The following is a 17,771-nucleotide window of genomic DNA, read 5'->3' on the forward strand; positions in this document are numbered from 1 at the left end:
AACACCTCGATCAGAATGAAATAGCATTCCTTTTTTAATCGATCTATTCTTTATAGCCATACGCCATGCTGATAAAGTTGTATCTTCAGTACTCATCGTATTGCTCAAACTCCAACCAATGACCTTTCTATCGTATAAATCGATAATTGTTGTTAAATATAAAAATCCTTCTTGAGTTTGAATATAAGTAATATCTGATACCCATTTCATAGAAGGTTTTGAAGCGTAAAAATCTCGATTAAGAAGATTATTTACAGTTAAATAATTATGTTTAGAATTTGTTGTAACTCTAAACTTTTTACTTAATTTACTTCTTAAACCAAGCTCTTGCATATATTTAGCAACTGTTTTAACTGATATTCTGTAACCTAAAGCATTTAATTCTGAATGAATTCGAGGACTTCCATATCTCTGCTTGAATTTAAAATATAGATACTTTATTTTATCTAGCATCAAATTTTTTCTCAAAAGTCGATTGGAGCAACCTTTATTTTTCCATTTATAATAGCTGCTGGAGTGGATTTTTAAGATAATACACATTTTCTCAATCGGAAATTGGCACTCATGATTCTTTATAAATCTATATTTCATCGACCGTTCTTGGAGAAAATGCTGATTGCTTTTTTTAAGATATCACGTTCTAATTCTGCATCTTTAAGCTTTCTTTCTAATTCAACTATTCGCTCCTGTTCAGGCGTTAGTTTTAAATTACCTTTTCCTGGAAAACTATTGGATCCGTATTCTTGATAATCTTTGCGCCATTTGTATAATAAGGAGGCTTTTATTCCAAGTTCCCTTGCTAATTCCGAAATATTACTTCTTTCATAACTCAATTCTACTGCTCGTAATTTAAATGAAGCATCGTAATGATTTTTTATTCCTTTCATAATTGTAAGATAAGTATTATATACCTTTTCTTACTATGGAATTTTTGTTAGGACATCCAATGGCGGCATCCTTATTGGGATTACTATGCATATATGGAATTTCTAGTATTTTAAGTATCTCATCTACTTTGTTTCCATCATTTCCAATGTATTGTCTGACTATTTCTATATTCTCAACACCTTCAATAACGTGCTTAGCTGTCAAAACGTAACTATACTCACTATCTAACGGTTGAAATAAACATCCACTTCCACCTGCTACTTTTACTGTAAAAAATTGTAAATCGTCTCTCATAAATACACTTTATAATGATTCAGTTCCTAAAAATTCAACATTTGGATAGTCTGTTTGATCTTCCTTTAAAATTAGCTTGTCTATTAAAGTGGGGTAATTAAAATATATTTTTGCTTTAGAATTTGCATTAACAATCCGAGCAATAGTCGCTTTATCAGGATGACCGTGCATATCTCCATTTGTACTAATAACATATTTATTAGTTTCGATTAATTCTAACAGCTCTACTGAAGTATTCTTTTGACTACCATGGTGAGAAATTTTTAATAATTCTATTTGGAGTTTGTTGTTGGTTGGGTTATAACCTAACCTCTTCAACTCTGAAATAATATTTGAAGGATGAGAATCAGCTAAAAATAAGAACTTTTTGTCTTCACGAGTTATAATAAATGATATAGAACTTCCATTGTAAGGATCATCATCTTCTTCAAAGACATCCTCTTCCATAACCTTCCTTAAAGTTTTTTTATAATCATCTTTTCGCGCAGTATCTAATAGAGATGTAGGCGCTTTCTTTTCCCATTCTTTGAGTAATCCTATTAATTTTTCTTTACTTGGTGACAAGACTTGAAAAGAAACTCCATTCCAATGTATTATCTCTTCTTGTTTGATTACTTCTTCATTCCAAACTCCCTTATCACGAATATAATTTTCAAAGTCAACACCTTGTTTTACACTTGTCAAAGTTGTTTGATCTTTGAATTTGACAGAATTAACTTCAACCTCAGTATCATTTAAATACTGTTTAATCGTTCTACCAGAATTAAACCATATTTCTTTTATATTCTGAATCGCTGTTTCATCTTTGCTAAACCATTTTAGAAATCCGTCTATATGATCATCATCTATGTGAGTTAGAATTACTAAATCCAATTTTTCATTTTTTGCTTTAAGACATTCTATAAGAGTTTTTAAATCACCTTGCTTTATTTTCCCGTCTTTTTTGTCTTTAAAAGTATATGTAGTTGAAGTCCCTCCATCAATCAAAATATTTCTATTAATTCGATTCTCCGTAAAAGAAATCCATATGGAATCTCCATTAAAAGCCTGTAAAAATTTTATTTTCATAATAGATAAAGGTTTATTAACGAATATGCTAAATTTAACAAATATAATCAAATGGAAGTTCTCTCAATTACGGAAAACCGTAATTGAAAAATAAATAAATATGAGATTACCTTTGTAAAATTTTTTAAAGGGAAATATTGAGAAGAATATGATTGAAATAAGATTTCAAGAGTTTCAGAAAAAATCATTCTATAAAATATAGAAAATAAAATGATATGATTTAAAAATAAATAAAAAATGGTACTCTTTGTCTTCCAAAGGTACCATTTGTCTTTTCGCGGGCTGACAGGTACTTCAGTCGAACCTTTGATGTTATTTTTGACGTTTTTAAATAAACTTTGATTTTCAGATTTTCAAAAAATAACTCTATAAAACATAATGAAGAAAATGATATGATTTAAGAATAAATAAAAAATGGTACTCTTTGTCTTCCAAAGGTACCATTTGTCTTTGCGGAGAGTGAGGGATTCGAACCCCCGGAGGTGTGACCCTCAACAGTTTTCAAGACTGCCGCATTCGACCACTCTGCCAACTCTCCAATAACGCAGTTTATTGCGGTATTGCGAGTGCAAATATAGAACGCTTTTTCGAATTTGCAAATAAAACTTTTTAACAATTATTTTACGAAAACGTTTTCGTAAAATAAAACTAATTTTAAATTCAATAATAAAACAATGGATTATAGCTGTTTATTAGTATTCGTAAAATTTAAAATTTCTCATTAAAAATTTATTTATTTTCTATATTTTAGTATTTTCGTAGGAATAGTTGTGTTTTTATGACAATAATTAGTTTTTGTAATAAAAATGTACGAAATCGTTATAATTGATTACTTTTGCCAAGAATTAAGTAAATAAACACAAATAAACATTTATTAAATGAACCACTCTTCTTATGATCAACAACTTGCATCTTTCAATGAAATGAGCAAAAAGGTTGTAGAATTCATTAAAATTGTTTCAGATTTATGGTATGATCAATCTGTTGAATTGGTAATTTTCCGTAATCAATTAGTTGATAAAAACGTTAGTGACATCGTAAATCTACATCAGTATGCTGAGGAATTTGTAGAAAAAAAGATTGCTATCGACGATACATTAGCAATTGCTAAAGCTATTTCTGAAGCTAAATTACCAGCTTCTAGACTTGATGTTGGAAAATTAGCTAAAGAATATATTTCTGGAGATTACGCTTCGGCAGAAGCTTTCGTTGAGGAGAAATTAGGTGCAAGCAAAAATGTAAAAAGTGTTGAACCAAAAGACGTTGTTTTATACGGTTTTGGTCGTATCGGACGTTTATTAGCTCGTGAGTTGGCTTCTCAAATGGGAAAAGGTCAACAATTAAGATTACGCGCTGTTGTAACACGTGATAAAAACGATCCTGTTTTGTTAGAAAAAAGAGCTTCTTTGTTACGTCATGATTCTGTTCATGGTGATTTTGATGGAAACGTTGTAGCTGATCACGACAATAATGCGTTAATCATCAACGGAGTTTCTGTTTATATGATTTCTGCAGCTCAGCCAGAAGATATTGATTATACTGCTTATGGTATTAATAATGCTTTAATTATTGATAACACAGGTGTTTTTAAAGATGAAGAAGCGTTATCTCGTCATTTAAAATCTGTTGGTGCTGATAAAGTTTTATTAACAGCGCCAGGAAAAGGTGTTCCGAATATTGTATATGGTGTTAATCATGAAGAATACAGCCCGGAAAATGTAGATATTTTCTCAGCGGCATCTTGTACTACAAATGCAATCACTCCAATACTAAAAGTTGTAGAAGATAACCTAGGTGTTGTGAAAGGTCATTTAGAAACGATTCATGCTTATACAAATGATCAGAACTTGGTTGATAATATGCACAAAAAATACCGTCGTGGACGTGCTGCTGCGTTAAATATGGTTATTACAGAAACTGGTGCCGGTAGTGCTGTAGCGAAAGCTTTACCTAGTTTAGGAGGTAAATTAACATCTAATGCAATTCGCGTACCTGTTCCAAATGGATCATTAGTTGTGTTAAATTTGGAAGTTGATAAAAATACTTCTGTAGAGGATGTAAATAACATTATGAAAAGTGCAGCTTTAAATGGAGAATTGGTAGAACAGATTAAATATTCGTTGAACAACGAATTAGTTTCTTCGGATATCGTTGGAACTACTGCTCCATCTATCTTTGATAGTAATGCAACAATTGTTTCTGCAGATGGTAAAAATGTTGTAATGTACGTTTGGTACGATAACGAATATGGATATAGCCACCAAGTAATGCGTTTGGCGAAACACATTGCGGGTGTTAGAAGATATACATACTATTAATAGTATTTTTTCCCTTTATTTAAAATTAATCCACTAGCTTTTTTAGTTAGTGGATTTTTTTGTAACCTATTCGTTTAAAAACAGCTAAATAAATTAATTGTTTTATTTTTGTTAATATTATATTAATGTTGATTATAAAAATTAACACTATTTTTGAACAACTAAAAAAAACATTTTATTTATGAAAAAATTTTACTTTAGATCATCCTTGCTAACTTTATTGTTATCAGGATTTGCTTTTGGGCAGGGAACAGAAACTTTTGAGTCCCAAACTGCATTAAGTAATTCTTATGAAACAGGATCATTTAACGGTGAAACAAGTGGAATTGTATGGAATTATACAAAAGCAAGAAATGAAGGTACATATCCTATCACAAATAAAGGAATCCTATTTCAAGCTTCAGGAAATACATTAGAAACAACAATTTCTAATGGAATCGGAAAATTAACTTTTGATGTCAGAAAAGCTTTTACTGGAGGTTCAAATAATAGAAAGATTGAAATCTTAGTAGATAACGTAGTTGTTTTTACTTCTCCTACTTTTGGTACAACTAGTACCGATACAACTATTCACAATTATGAAGTAGAAATAAACAAAACAGGAGTAGTAACTGTAACTTTTAGAAATGCAGGACCACAACTTACTTTAGATAATATTTCTTGGACTGCTGCTGGAGTAGCAACGGAAAAACCAGTTGTGTCTCCACGAACAATTACAGGAACTTATGGTGTATTGTTGTCTGATGGAGCTGTGACAGCGACTAATAACCCTACCTCTTGGGCGCAAACGGGGACATTACCTTTAGGAATTACATTTGATAATGGTGTTTTCTCAGGTACACCTGAACAACCAGGAACATTTATAGCACAGTTAACAGCCACAAATCAATATGGAACTTCTGACCTGGCTAATGTAACTTTTGAAATAGCAAAAGCAAATCAAACCGTAAATTATACATTTGAGGATTTAACTCAAAACCAAGGAACTACTTTTACAGAATTACCAAATCAAACAGATCAAGGGCAAAATATAGTATATACATCTGCAGATAATTCTATTGTTTCTGCAAATGGAAATACATTATCTTTTGATGGTATAGGTTCTACAACAATTACCGCTACAGCAGTAGGAGATAATAATTTTAATGATTATACGACGACTTTTAATGTAAAATCAAATGATCCTAATGTAATTACATATAATGGAGAAGGTACATTTGTTAAAATTAATAATTTAGAAGAAGTTACAAATGGATATTATGTGTTTTCATACGAAAATAAAGCAATGAATAATACATTAAACTCTGGTAAATTTGGTGTTCAAAATATTACAACAGAAAATAATAGAATAATAAATCCATCATTATCTATTGTATGGAAAATAGATAATGTAAATAACGGATTAGCAATCTCTAATGAAGAAATTGGAAGTTATATTAATTATACTACAAGTACTAATTTTTCATTAATCAAAGAACCTTCTACAGACAATTCAAAATGGAGTGCTTCATTCTCAAATGAAGGATTTTTATTAAGAAATGTAAATTCAACAGACAGAGGTATTATTTATAGAACAACAGATGTATTCGGAGCATATGCAATAACTAATCTTGGTGGTAATGAATACAAAACGTTACAACTATACAAATTATTACCTTCAAACTCTACAACTTGGGATGGTACAGCTTGGTCTAATGGAACGCCGGACCTTACAAAAGAAGTTATTTTACATGCAACTCCAACAGAAAGTTTTTCTGCTAAGAAATTAACAGTTGAGAGAGATATGATTATTCCTGCAGGAATTACAATTACTGTAGAAAATGAAGTTGTTAATCAAAATGATGTAACATTTAGATTTAGTCACGGTGCTTATTTGATTCAAAAGAATAATAGCGCAGTAAATGTTGGTCCTGCAATGTTTGATAGATCATCAACACCTATTTACCGTTTAGAAAATTTAATGTGGTCTTCACCAGTTATTAATCAAAATATTTTCGAAATTTCTCCAAATACTTTAACAAATCGTTTTGCAAGATTTTTAGAGTCAACAAATGATTGGACAGAGAATGTAACAGCTGCAGATAATTTTAAAGCAGGAGAATTAATTTCTTTTAGAGCTCCTAATAATTATAACAACTACGGAGAAGGCGATGCTCAGGTATTTGAAAGTTCATTCAGAGGTCAATTATTTAATGGAGAAGTAACGATTCCTGTAACTAAAACATCTAAAGGAAATAATGCAGTAGGAAATCCTTACGCGTCACCACTTAGTTTAGATGCTTTAATTGCTGCTAATACATCAGTAGGAGTAAACTCTGTTTATGTTTGGACGCATTCTAAACCAATTGTAAATGGAGCATATCAAGGTTCTAACTGGGCTATTTACAATGGAATAGGATGGAATGATCCAGCTATGACTTCACCTAATATTGACATTGCACAAGGATTTATAGTAAAAGTAGCAAACGCTGGTAATTTAGTGCTTAATAATGCGATGCGTACCTCAGCTAATGGTCCAGTTTATTACAAAGGTCAAAAAGATAGATATTGGTTAAGTTTATCAGCAGATCAAACTAAATTGAATACTTCTTTAATTGGTTATGGAATGGGATCGACAAATAAATTTGATCAAAATTTTGATGCTCAACCATTTGACAATAAAGCTGAAGGATTATATTCTGTTTTGAACAATGATTTATTTGTAATTCAAGGACGTGGAGATTTCAATAACGAAGATTCTTTTGATTTAACTTTCAATGTTAAAAAAGCAGGAACTTATCAAATTAATTTAGAACAATTTGAAGGTGTTTTCGAAAATCAAAATATCTATTTGGTAGACAAAAAATTAGATAAAGTATTTAATTTAAACGAATTAAAATCTTATTCTTTTGATACAGAAGCAGGAGAAATTAATGATCGTTTCTCTATAAACTATCAAAATAAAACATTATCTACGAATGATTTGTCTAAAAAAGGATTGGTAGTTTATGCTCAAAATAAACAGATTACAATTTCATCTAAAGAATCAATTAAATCAATAAAATTAGTTGATATTTCAGGAAGACAGTTACAAAATATTCAAAACATAAATACAAAAAATTATGTAATCAATTTGAATGTAAATCCTCAAGTTGTTGTAGTTGTTGTAGAGAATACAAATGGTACAATTGAATCTAGAAAAGTAATTTTAAAATAATTAACGTATGAAAAATATAAAAAAAATAACTTTATTATTTTGTTTGATGTCTACTGTGACTTTTGCAAATACTGAAGAAGGTGGAATTCGTTTTTTTGAAAGTAATAACACTACTCAAAAAGCTGATAATACAGATGATCCAAATGGTCCTAGTACAGATCCAGATCCAACTCCAATAAATGATTATTTTCCTTTATTGGTAATTGGAGCAGGTTTAGTTGCTTTACGTTTCAGAAAGCAGTTATTAAAAAACTAATTTCTAAATTATATAAAAAAAGAAAGCTTCTCTATTTTTGAGAAGCTTTTCTTATTTTATCTGTTCCAAACTATTCGCAATTGCTTTATATAGAACTTCACCCATTCTTTCACAATTTTCGTAAGATTGATCTTTATAAAACTTTGCAAAACCAGTTCGTAATTGTGCAACATTTTCTGGTTTAGAAATATGATCATTTTTCATGATTTTCATTAAATCACGAAAACGTTTCGAACTATTCGAAATTCTTTTCGAAATCAAGGATTTTACTTCTTTTCTATATTGATCGACAGAATTTGGTTTCAAGCGATTATTCACCAAATCAACCATAATTTTATTTTCTTTAAAATACTGTGGTCGATAAATTTTTAAATTTCCTTCATAGCATTGTTGATCGAAATCAATTGGTCGAATTCTATAGATAACTTGATCAAAATCGTGAATTGGAATCACCACATAATTATACGAACGCATATCACCCAAAAGACCTATAAAACAGCGTTCATTGAACTTTACAAACTCTTTTGCAATCTGATTTTTCTCTAAATCATTACATTTATCCAAATAATTTTTGATAAAAACATCACCTGGAATTCCTAAAATATGCTCTTCAATCAATGTATTTTTGTAGACCAAAAAATTGATTCGATGTGGAGACAAAATATCTTCTAATTCTAAACCATAAATACGCGAAGCATCTGCTTTTTTAATGTAAAAATTGGTATAATTATCATTCAAAATATTACGAACCCGAATACGAAAAGGTTTCGAATTTCCGAATGTACAATAATCAATAGAATCAACAACAAGATAAGGCAAAGACTCCTCATCTCCGTCTGAATGTAAGTAAGTATAAATTCTGTTTAGGCTATCTTGTATTTCCTGATGTTCCGAGTCTGTATAATAAACACCTAACCAATGCGTATCATTTCCTTCCTTATCTTCCAACGCTACACAACCCGAAAAACGCATCAAATCATCATATTCTATACTCGCTTTTGTTGTGCGATGATATTTCTCTAAATAATGATTCAATTCGTCACTCACAGGATAAATAGGCTTTCTAAACTCTATTTTTACATCTTTCATTTCATGCTTATTAGTCTATACGAAGATAGGTCTAAATTTATTTTTTAAAATTGTTTATTGGATTAATATTTGCTAAATTCAAACATAATCTAAATCTAAATAAAATGAATATTCAGGTCAGAAATTTGACTCTTGAAGATTATAGTGATTTGACTGAATCTACAAAAGAAGCCTATCACAATCAGCTTGGAACTTGGACTGTCGACGAAATTAAAGAATTATTAGCTATTTTTCCGCAAGGTCAACTTTGTGTTGAAGTGGATGGAAAAGTTGTTGCTTCGGCATTGAGTATTGTGGTTAATTCGAAAAAAACGAATATCGAATCGAATTATGATACGATAACATCTAATGGTAAATTTTTAAAACATGATCCAGAAGGTGATGTAATGTATGGAATTGAAGTTTTTGTTCATCCAAATTATCGTCAATTGCGCTTGGGAAGACGTTTATATGACGAACGTAAAGCGCTTTGTGAAGAAATGAATCTAAAATCAATTGTTGCAGGAGGTCGTATTCCAAATTATCATAAATATTCGCAAGAATTATCTCCTAGACAATATATAGAAAAAGTAAAAAGTAAAGAAATTTATGATTCAACTTTAGCTTTTCAGATTTCGAATGATTTTAATGTTAAAAAAATCTTGAAAAATTATCTGAAAGATGATAAAGAATCCTTAGAATACGCCACTTTATTAGAATGGAATAATATCTATTACGAACCTGAATTGAAATCTAATTCACCGACAAAACGTACTATTCGTCTTGGTTTGGTGCAATGGCAAATGCGTTTATTTAATGGTTTACAAGATTTTTATGATCAAATTGAGTTTTTCGTAAGTGCGGTAAGCGATTATGGCTCTGATTTTATTATGTTTCCAGAATTTTTCAATTCGCCGTTGATGAGTCCATATAATCATTTGAAAGAGATTGAAGCGATGCATCAATTAGCAACGATGACGGACGATATTGTGAAGAAAATTCAAGAATTTGCAATTACATATAATGTCAATATTATTTCAGGATCTATGCCTCATCTAAAGGAAGGAAAACTATATAATACGTCATTTTTATGTCATCGTTCGGGGAAATTAGATTCGTATAGTAAAATACACATTACACCAAATGAGTTCAAATATTACGCATTGAATGGTGGTGACGAAATAAAAGTTTTTGATACCGACTGTGGAAAAGTAGGTTTGCTGATTTGTTATGATGTTGAATTCCCTGAATTGAGCCGTATTTTAGCTGATCAAGGAATGGAAATTTTATTTGTTCCGTTTATGACTGATACGCAAAATGGTTATACACGAGTACGTAGTTGTGCACAAGCGCGAGCGATTGAAAATGAGTGTTATGTGGCTATTGCGGGTTCTGTAGGGAATTTACCACGCGTAAATAATATGGATATTCAATATTCGCAATCGGCAGTTTTCACTCCTTCAGACTTTTCTTTTCCAAACAATGGAGTCAAAGCAGAAGCAACTCCGAATACTGAAATGGTACTGATTTCTGATGTTGATCTTTATCTTCTAAAAGAATTGCATGAGTATGGAACTGTAAAAACGATGAAAGATAGACGCAAGGATTTGTATGAAGTAAAACTAATAAAATCATAAAAAAAACCTCCAAATTGGAGGTTTTTTTTAGTTCTTATTCCCATTGGTTAGACTCGAATAAGAGCATAGACCTTAGGTTCGGTTAAGTATCTGTACTAAAATTAGAAATATTTTTTATAAGGGACAAATATTTTTTAGAAAACTTTGAACTTTAACATATTTCAATTTTGTTTTATAACTCTAATTCGAAGATTTGAATAAACTTTTCATTGAAATTATTTGAAACAAATTGATTAAAATAGATTTTTTTTCCATCGTTAGAAAAATGCGGAATTCCCGTTAATTCATTATTGATTTTTTGAACTTGATAGATTTGTTTAGATTTTTTTTCGGTTAAATCATTTAGATATATTTTATCGTTAACAAAATAAATAGCATATTTTCCGTTTGGTGAAAGATTGAATGGAGAGGTAATCGAATTTTCTAAAAAAGAATATTGAATAATTTCATTCGAAACTAAATTTACACCAAATAATTGCGTTTTATCAAATTCATCTTCCATCAAAAAATAGATGATTTTTCCGTCTGGGGAAGAACGTAACCAATGTCTAAAATTACTAATTCCATTTTGAGTAAAAGTGATTCGTTTCTGCGAAATACAACTTGGTATATCTGGCAAAGTTGTTAAACTACCTTTTAAATTATCTTTTTCATCAAAACTTATTTCATCTGGAATTTCAGCAACAAAAATTTCTGTTTTCAAATTCCCTTTTTCATCACGAACATGACCTTGAAAAGCAATATTATTTGTTGAGTTAATCCAACATTCATCAAAAGCTTTTTCGATTTCATCACTTCCATTTGTCGGATTTGTCACTACTTTCGAAACGATAATTGAAAACATTTCTCCAAAATTATTTTCTAATGTTTCATCAAAATCAACCTCAACTTTTTTGGGAAACATCATTCCAACCACTCGCTGATCTTTTATACTAGAATTGTGTTTGGATTCTTGTTCCAAGACATAATCGTTGTAAGTAAAACTAATCCAATTCTTCTCTTTTTGCCACGAATGCGAATGTGTTCCTCCACGCAAAGCACCATTTGTAAAGGGAAAATTTATATTTCGAGCATCCATAAAAATAGGCTGATTTGGAAATTCTAAATCAATTGCGACACCTGTCCTTCTTGTTGCCGAATACGGATTTGCTTGATTCGCATTTCGAATACCATGAATAAAAATAACTTTATTCTCAATTTGTGAAAAAGAGGCTGCACCTACTCCAGGACCAAACTCTGTTTGATTATTTGTTGTATAAATAATTTCGGATTCGTAAGTTCTCGTATGAAGTAAACAAATGGAAGAAGTTTCTCCAATTTTTGTATCATCATTTCGTCTATCAAAAACAAGATAATTACCATCAACCGATTGAATTTGATTATGATGAAGCGTATGTCCAAAATCATCATAAGTTAACTGCTTTACCATATCGTATTGTTTAATAATATTTTATTTACTTAATAAACATTTAACAAGCAACTAAAAACGTAATTATTTGATTACTAGAAACATTTCAACATTCTTTATAAAAATTTGTTACAAAACTGCATTTTATTTTTTTTGTCTGGATTAATTATGATTAATAATATACTTTTTTCAATGTTTTTATTTTCCTTAGTATAAGTTTTGTTAAACCTTAAACAACAAAGGTAATATTTAATGAAGATTTTGGAAAATCTACAACCAGAATTGATTCGCAATATGTTCCACAATCTGGAAATGATAACAACAATTGAATAGTTTTACCTCGTATAGACATGTTGTCAATGATATTATTTCTCCTTATCCAAAACAATTGCCTTTTTTGATGGTAAAGTTTGGAATTTCTGGAAGTAGAAAATAAAAGCTCAGTTACAGACTGAGCTTTCTTTTATTTATACCAACTACTATACATCAAATAATTATTGGCGATTCTTTCTATTTCGCCTTCTTTCAATTCTTTTGGAACATCTTTAATTTTTTTCGCTGGAATTCCAGCCCATAATTCTCCTTCTTTTACATGCGTTCCTTTGGTTAAAATTGCACCAGCAGCAATCAAAGAATTAGATTCAACAATGCAATCATCCATCACAATTGCGCCCATTCCAACCAAAACATTATCGTATATTGTACAACCATGTACAATAGCATTATGCCCTATCGAAACGTTATTTCCAATTGTTGTTGGCGATTTTTGATACGTCGCATGTATTGTTGCGTTATCCTGAATATTTACTTTATTCCCCATTTTGATATAATGTACATCTCCACGCACAACTGCTGAAAACCAAATTGAGCAATCATCTCCCATTTCTACCTCTCCTACAACCACAGCATTATCCGCTAAAAAGCAGTTTTCACCGAACTTTGGTGTATGCCCATTTAATTCTTTAATTATTGCCATAACAAAATCTATAATTCTAATGATAAAGATACATTTTTATAGCGTATTTTTGTAGAACTATGAGAGTATACGAAGAAATTACACCAAATAATAATGTGATGAAGTTCGTTTGTGACGAGACTTTAACACAAGGTGGCGTGGAATTCGATAAAGAATCTACAGCTACCGAATCTCCTTTAGCGCAAGTTTTATTGACTATACCATTTATTCAAAAAATATTTATCACAGCGAATTTTGTTGCGATAGAAAAAATAGATGCTGTTGATTGGGCTGATGTTACAGAAGATTTGAAAGAAATTATCAATGAACATTTAGAAGAAAATGCAATTTTAGCACCAATGAAAAAGGCTCCTATTTCTATTTATGCAGAAATGACGCCTAATCCTGCTGCGATGAAATTCGTTTCAAATTCTATGTTAGCGCCAGAAATCATCGAGATAAAATCGAGAGAAAAAGCTGCTGGAGTTCCATTAGCTGTTGCGATTTACAAAGAATATCCTTTTGTTGAAGAAGTTTTTATTGTTGATAATTATGTTTCTTTAACGAAAAACGAAACAGAAGATTGGTCACTTTGGGCGATGGATGTTCGTTCGTTTATTACGAATTATTTACAAGCTGGAGGTCCTGTTTTTGATGAATTTTATGAATTCACAACAGAAGCTCCTGAGCATGTTGTGGTAAAACCTGCTGAAGAGTTTTCTTCTGTTGAGCAACAAATCAAAGCTATTTTAGACGAATATGTTCAACCAGCAGTTGCAAATGATGGTGGAAATATCGAATTAATTGAATTTGATGAAGAAACGCGAACAGCAAAAATGTTATTACAAGGTGCTTGTTCTGGTTGTCCATCTTCTACAGCAACGCTTAAAAATGGTATCGAAGGTATTTTAAAACAAATGATGCCTGATGTTGTAGACAACGTTGAAGCTGTAAATGGATAAGATTAAACACATAGTATCAAAAAAATCCAACTCGTTTTGAGTTGGATTTTTTTTATTTAATATCTCTCGATTATTCATCAAAAAAGTCGATAGAACGACGATAATTATAAAAAAATAACCTTCTGCGAGCTTCTAAATCATTGACACGAATCGACGAAACATCATCAATCTGAAAATACAAAGAGCCTTCGTCCGTTCCTTCCGAACCAATACATTTTAACTCGAAATCATCTTCAGTTAAATTCCGAATAAAACCTGCAAAACGACTATTGTTATTTAATTGAATACGTGATACATATTCGGTTTGATCATTTATTTCGCCTAAAATTTGACGAACCCAATTTTCTTCTGCTGTTGCATTAAATGTGATTGGATTTTCTTGATCCAAATCGGTGTGATGTTCTTTCAAATAATTGAGACATTTGCAGTAATCATCAACATCTATTCGACTAATTTTAAAATAAGGTTCGATTAAAATTCCATCTTTTTTACCATATTTCGAAATGTGTTGCATCGTAAAAAATTCGTCATTAAAATCTAAAATATATCCAGCCCAAAAATTGTCTCCTTCTGGATCATTGTAAACGGCAATAATTGATTGATTTTCTTTTGAGTGTTGTAATATTTTATAGAAGTTAGAATTCATATTTCTTTGGGTTAAAAAGTCAAATTACGAATCTTTGTGGATAAAAAAAAGGTTCTTGATTATTTCAAAAACCTTTTCTTTCTATTAATTCGCTTTTCGGAAAATCGAAGCTTCATAACTTAATGATTGCCAATCTCCTTTTTGCAGATTATCTAATTTTATTTTTTTGTAGATATTTTCTTCTCCTGCAACTGTTATTGTAAATTGTGTACGATCTAAAATATTTTTTTCAGTAATTGTATAATTAATATCAAATTTCTTTTTTGTCAATTTCTCTACAATTGGTTTTAAATAAGCTATAGCAGCTTCAGAATTTTTGAATTGTTCGTTTTGTGGAAATTGCACATCAAAATATCCTTCGTATGTAAAATCTGGTTCTGTAATAATCAAATTATAAGGATCAGCAAACAAGGCTGGACGCTGTTTTTGGTATTCTTTTTCAGTTTTATATTGACGTTTTTCTTCTTTATAAATCAACGGATATTTATCAGCAAGAACAGCTAATTTATCGGTATCATAAGAATACGGAATTCCGTCATGAAAAACATTGTAGAAGGCAGGATTTACCAACCATTGATCGACAATTTTCTTATCTTTTACCATATAAATCATTACTCCATTATCTTGTGCTTGAAAAGTAGATGATTGATATCCATACTCCAAAATTGGTTTTCCTAATTGTATAGCCGCAGCATTTTCTAACATAAAATTAAACTTCTCATAAGCCTTTGTTTCATCGCTTAAAGGAGCCATTCCATATACTTTTGTCGAAGCATCTACATTTTTATCATTAATCATAGAGGTTACTTGCGCTGTTGCAAAATTTGCAAGAACAACAGTGGCTGTAAGTAAAATTTGTTTTATCATGTATTGTATATCTTTATTTTAAAATGTGTTCCAAATTTATTGATAAATTTCGATAGTTATCTTACCTGATTGTGTAATACTTCCGCGATACATTCCGGCAGTGTTAAAAGGAAAACTTGCTTGACCATTTTTATCTAAAATAATCATTCCGCCATCGCCTCCTAAATCACCAATTTTCTTAATAACTTCTTCACCAGCTTTTTTCGAAGAAAGTTTCTTGTAATTCATCAAAGCCGCAACATCATATGCCGCAACAGCTTTTATAAAATATTCGCCCCAACCTGTACTTGAAACACCAACTTCGCTATTTGCATACGTTCCAGCACCAATAATTGGCGAATCGCCTACTCGACCAAAACGTTTATTTGTCATTCCACCAGTCGAAGTTCCTGCCGAGATATGACCTTTATTGTCCAAAGCAACTGCTCCAACAGTACCAAATTTTTCGTCAACAAAATTGAAAGGAACATACGCATGTGTTTTAGCATCGTGGTCTAATTCCATTTTTTCTTTGTCTTTTTCCAAAACTTTTTGAAGAGAATTCCAGCGTTCTTCCGTTTTGAAATAACTTGGATCAACAATTTCTAAACCTTGATTTTGAGCAAATTCTTCTGCTCCTTTTCCAACCATCATTACATGAGCAGAATTTTGTAAAACAGCTTTTGCTGCTAAAATAGGGTTTTTAATCGTTGTAACTCCAGCCACAGCTCCAGCTTGCATTGTATTTCCGATCATCAACGAAGCGTCTAATTCATTCTTCCCTTCATGTGTAAAAACTGCTCCTTTTCCTGCATTAAACAAAGGCGAATTTTCCATTACTTTTATGGCCTCTATCACCGCATTTTCACTTTCGCCACCTTGTTTGATGACTTCATAACCTTTTGTCAAAGATTCAGCTAAAGCATCTCGATACGCTTTTTCCTTTTCGGGTGTCATATTTTTTTTCAAAATTGTACCAGCACCACCATGAATTACCAAAACAACTTTGTCTTGTTTCGTTTGTGCATATGTCGTCATCGTCAAAACGGATAAGATTAAACCAACTATTTTTTTCATGTGTAAAATTTTATTCAACGTCTAAAAATAGAAAAGTTTATAGAAATTAACTATTTTTAGCATTGAATTTGATAACGAAATATCAACAACTGTTATTAAACAAATAAATTACCTATGAACTCTAATAAACACTATCTTTCTAACAATGTCTTGTTACAGTTAGCATTTATTGCAATAATACTTTTAGTTTTTGGATTAATTACCAAAAATCTTTTAGCATTTTTCCCTGGACTTCTCGGTGCTTTGTGTTTGTATGTTTTGCTTTTAAATCCTTTGCAATGGCTAGTGAAAGTAAAAAAATGGAACAAATTAGCAAGTGTAATTATCTTAATGATTAGTAGCGCGATTTTGATTATTGGACCTCTTTATTTATTAATTCAAATGTTAACGAATAAAGTAATGGTGCTATTAAATGACACAGCTCAAATTAAAACAGATGTCAATAAAATTATTCAAATGTTGCAAACCAAATTTCATATCGATGTGTTTAGTCCAACAAACATTGAAAAAATAACACAAGTTGGAGGTAAATTATTAGAAAAAACACTGAATGCTTCAATGGATATGACAGTTCAGTTGGGTGTTGCTTTCCTTATTTTGTATTTTATGTTGATGAACCATCAAAAACTTGAAAATTGGTTTTACAGAACAATTCCGCTTAAAACAAGTAATTTAGTCAAAATGAACAAAGATTTGAAAGATTTAGTTATTTCAAATGCTGTCGGAATGCCATTAACAGCCTTTCTACAAGCAATAATTGCCTACATTGGATATCTTATATTTGGTGTAGATGATGCGTTTACTTGGTTTATTTTAACCATTTTTGCTGCAATGTTGCCTGTCGTTGGTGCCGCACTTATTTATGTACCTCTTGGACTATTTTTACTTGCAAAAGGTGAAACTGGATCAGCGGTTGGATTATTAATTTATTGCTTTGTAATTGTTGGGCTTTCAGATAATTTAATCCGTTTAGTTTTACAAAAAAAAATGGCAGATGTTCATCCATTAATTACTATTTTTGGAGTAATCGTTGGTTTAAATCTATTCGGATTTATCGGAATTATATTTGGACCTATCTTATTTTCAGTATTCTTTTGGTTAGTCAAATTGTACAAATACGAATTTATTGATCCAAATCCTGAAGATTAATTA

At 30.7% G+C, this 17,771-nt stretch carries 16 protein-coding genes and 1 tRNA gene; 6 read left to right on the top strand and 11 right to left on the bottom strand.

Going from position 1 to position 17,771, the window contains the following annotated elements; translation table 11 throughout:
• The 5 genes from N5D46_RS11200 to N5D46_RS11220 all read right to left on the bottom strand — a co-directional run.
• The coding region (locus N5D46_RS11200; protein ID WP_280049993.1) for an IS3 family transposase at positions 1–591 on the bottom strand (591 nt) is incomplete at its 3' end.
• Positions 588–887 carry a transposase gene (locus N5D46_RS11205; protein ID WP_125388334.1) on the bottom strand — a complete coding sequence of 100 codons (300 nt, stop codon included), beginning with the start codon at positions 885–887 and terminating at the stop codon, positions 588–590. The genes N5D46_RS11205 and N5D46_RS11200, both read right to left, overlap by 4 nt.
• A gap of 16 nt (positions 888–903) precedes the next feature.
• Entirely contained in the window at positions 904–1,182 is a 279-nt protein-coding gene (locus N5D46_RS11210) for a hypothetical protein (RefSeq protein WP_280049994.1), read from the bottom strand.
• 9 nt (positions 1,183–1,191) lie between these two features.
• Positions 1,192–2,250, bottom strand: a complete 1,059-nt coding sequence (locus N5D46_RS11215) for an MBL fold metallo-hydrolase (protein WP_125348848.1) — start codon at positions 2,248–2,250, stop codon at positions 1,192–1,194.
• 453 nt (positions 2,251–2,703) lie between these two features.
• Positions 2,704–2,788 (bottom strand) — tRNA-Ser (locus N5D46_RS11220).
• Between the two features lie 340 nt (positions 2,789–3,128).
• Here N5D46_RS11220 and N5D46_RS11225 point away from each other — a divergent pair.
• The 3 genes from N5D46_RS11225 (at position 3,129) to N5D46_RS11235 (ending at position 8,020) form a co-directional block, all read left to right on the top strand.
• Positions 3,129–4,568 carry a glyceraldehyde-3-phosphate dehydrogenase gene (locus N5D46_RS11225; RefSeq protein WP_280049995.1) on the top strand — a complete coding sequence of 480 codons (1,440 nt, stop codon included), beginning with the start codon at positions 3,129–3,131 and terminating at the stop codon, positions 4,566–4,568.
• Positions 4,569–4,749: 181 nt separating this feature from the next.
• On the top strand, positions 4,750–7,764 hold the full coding sequence (locus N5D46_RS11230; RefSeq protein ID WP_280049996.1) for an Ig domain-containing protein: 3,015 nt from the start codon (positions 4,750–4,752) through the stop codon (positions 7,762–7,764).
• Between the two features lie 7 nt (positions 7,765–7,771).
• The gene (locus N5D46_RS11235) at positions 7,772–8,020 is read left to right on the top strand and encodes a hypothetical protein (protein WP_280035601.1); all 249 of its coding nucleotides are present in this window, start codon (positions 7,772–7,774) and stop codon (positions 8,018–8,020) included.
• A 51-nt stretch (positions 8,021–8,071) separates the two neighbouring features.
• Here the strand turns inward: N5D46_RS11235 and N5D46_RS11240 are convergent, their stop codons facing one another.
• Positions 8,072–9,109 (bottom strand): hypothetical protein, encoded by a 1,038-nt coding sequence (locus N5D46_RS11240; RefSeq protein ID WP_125348844.1) that lies wholly within the window; start codon positions 9,107–9,109, stop codon positions 8,072–8,074.
• Positions 9,110–9,213: 104 nt separating this feature from the next.
• On the opposite strand from N5D46_RS11240, the gene N5D46_RS11245 reads away from it, so the two are divergent.
• A complete protein-coding gene (locus N5D46_RS11245) occupies positions 9,214–10,725 on the top strand; it encodes a bifunctional GNAT family N-acetyltransferase/carbon-nitrogen hydrolase family protein (RefSeq protein ID WP_280049997.1) in 1,512 nt (503 codons plus the stop codon).
• 172 nt (positions 10,726–10,897) lie between these two features.
• Here the strand turns inward: N5D46_RS11245 and N5D46_RS11250 are convergent, their stop codons facing one another.
• Together N5D46_RS11250 and N5D46_RS11255 are read right to left on the bottom strand one after the other, a co-directional pair.
• Positions 10,898–12,154 (bottom strand): DUF3748 domain-containing protein, encoded by a 1,257-nt coding sequence (locus N5D46_RS11250; protein WP_280049998.1) that lies wholly within the window; start codon positions 12,152–12,154, stop codon positions 10,898–10,900.
• Positions 12,155–12,596: 442 nt separating this feature from the next.
• Positions 12,597–13,109: a gamma carbonic anhydrase family protein gene (locus N5D46_RS11255; protein WP_125348841.1), complete on the bottom strand. Its 513-nt coding sequence runs from the start codon at positions 13,107–13,109 to the stop codon at positions 12,597–12,599.
• 59 nt (positions 13,110–13,168) lie between these two features.
• Between N5D46_RS11255 and N5D46_RS11260 the strand changes: the two genes are divergently transcribed.
• The gene (locus N5D46_RS11260; RefSeq protein WP_125348840.1) at positions 13,169–14,050 is read left to right on the top strand and encodes a NifU family protein; all 882 of its coding nucleotides are present in this window, start codon (positions 13,169–13,171) and stop codon (positions 14,048–14,050) included.
• A 70-nt stretch (positions 14,051–14,120) separates the two neighbouring features.
• On the opposite strand, the gene N5D46_RS11265 is transcribed toward N5D46_RS11260, so the two are convergent.
• From N5D46_RS11265 to N5D46_RS11275, 3 genes are all read right to left on the bottom strand, one after another.
• A complete protein-coding gene (locus tag N5D46_RS11265) occupies positions 14,121–14,696 on the bottom strand; it encodes a hypothetical protein (RefSeq protein ID WP_125348839.1) in 576 nt (191 codons plus the stop codon).
• 84 nt (positions 14,697–14,780) lie between these two features.
• Entirely contained in the window at positions 14,781–15,563 is a 783-nt protein-coding gene (locus N5D46_RS11270; protein ID WP_280049999.1) for a hypothetical protein, read from the bottom strand.
• A gap of 36 nt (positions 15,564–15,599) precedes the next feature.
• Positions 15,600–16,619 carry an isoaspartyl peptidase/L-asparaginase gene (locus N5D46_RS11275; protein ID WP_280050000.1) on the bottom strand — a complete coding sequence of 340 codons (1,020 nt, stop codon included), beginning with the start codon at positions 16,617–16,619 and terminating at the stop codon, positions 15,600–15,602.
• Positions 16,620–16,733: 114 nt separating this feature from the next.
• On the opposite strand from N5D46_RS11275, the gene N5D46_RS11280 reads away from it, so the two are divergent.
• Positions 16,734–17,768: an AI-2E family transporter gene (locus N5D46_RS11280; RefSeq protein ID WP_280050001.1), complete on the top strand. Its 1,035-nt coding sequence runs from the start codon at positions 16,734–16,736 to the stop codon at positions 17,766–17,768.
• Positions 17,769–17,771 lie beyond the last annotated feature (3 nt).

It is taken from the genome of Empedobacter sp. GD03865 (assembly GCF_029840775.1).
GTDB classification, from domain to species: Bacteria; Bacteroidota; Bacteroidia; order Flavobacteriales; family Weeksellaceae; genus Empedobacter; species Empedobacter falsenii_B.

Coding starts and splice junctions, on each gene's coding strand:
- N5D46_RS11240 (WP_125348844.1), bottom strand. CDS start 9,109: ATGAAAGATGTAAAAATAGAGTTTAGAAAGCCTATTTATCCTGTGAGT.
- N5D46_RS11250 (WP_280049998.1), bottom strand. CDS start 12,154: ATGGTAAAGCAGTTAACTTATGATGATTTTGGACATACGCTTCATCAT.
- N5D46_RS11265 (WP_125348839.1), bottom strand. CDS start 14,696: ATGAATTCTAACTTCTATAAAATATTACAACACTCAAAAGAAAATCAA.
- N5D46_RS11255 (WP_125348841.1), bottom strand. CDS start 13,109: ATGGCAATAATTAAAGAATTAAATGGGCATACACCAAAGTTCGGTGAA.
- N5D46_RS11230 (WP_280049996.1), top strand. CDS start 4,750: ATGAAAAAATTTTACTTTAGATCATCCTTGCTAACTTTATTGTTATCA.
- N5D46_RS11270 (WP_280049999.1), bottom strand. CDS start 15,563: ATGATAAAACAAATTTTACTTACAGCCACTGTTGTTCTTGCAAATTTT.
- N5D46_RS11260 (WP_125348840.1), top strand. CDS start 13,169: ATGAGAGTATACGAAGAAATTACACCAAATAATAATGTGATGAAGTTC.
- N5D46_RS11245 (WP_280049997.1), top strand. CDS start 9,214: ATGAATATTCAGGTCAGAAATTTGACTCTTGAAGATTATAGTGATTTG.
- N5D46_RS11210 (WP_280049994.1), bottom strand. CDS start 1,182: ATGAGAGACGATTTACAATTTTTTACAGTAAAAGTAGCAGGTGGAAGT.
- N5D46_RS11280 (WP_280050001.1), top strand. CDS start 16,734: ATGAACTCTAATAAACACTATCTTTCTAACAATGTCTTGTTACAGTTA.
- N5D46_RS11275 (WP_280050000.1), bottom strand. CDS start 16,619: ATGAAAAAAATAGTTGGTTTAATCTTATCCGTTTTGACGATGACGACA.
- N5D46_RS11225 (WP_280049995.1), top strand. CDS start 3,129: ATGAACCACTCTTCTTATGATCAACAACTTGCATCTTTCAATGAAATG.
- N5D46_RS11205 (WP_125388334.1), bottom strand. CDS start 887: ATGAAAGGAATAAAAAATCATTACGATGCTTCATTTAAATTACGAGCA.
- N5D46_RS11215 (WP_125348848.1), bottom strand. CDS start 2,250: ATGAAAATAAAATTTTTACAGGCTTTTAATGGAGATTCCATATGGATT.
- N5D46_RS11235 (WP_280035601.1), top strand. CDS start 7,772: ATGAAAAATATAAAAAAAATAACTTTATTATTTTGTTTGATGTCTACT.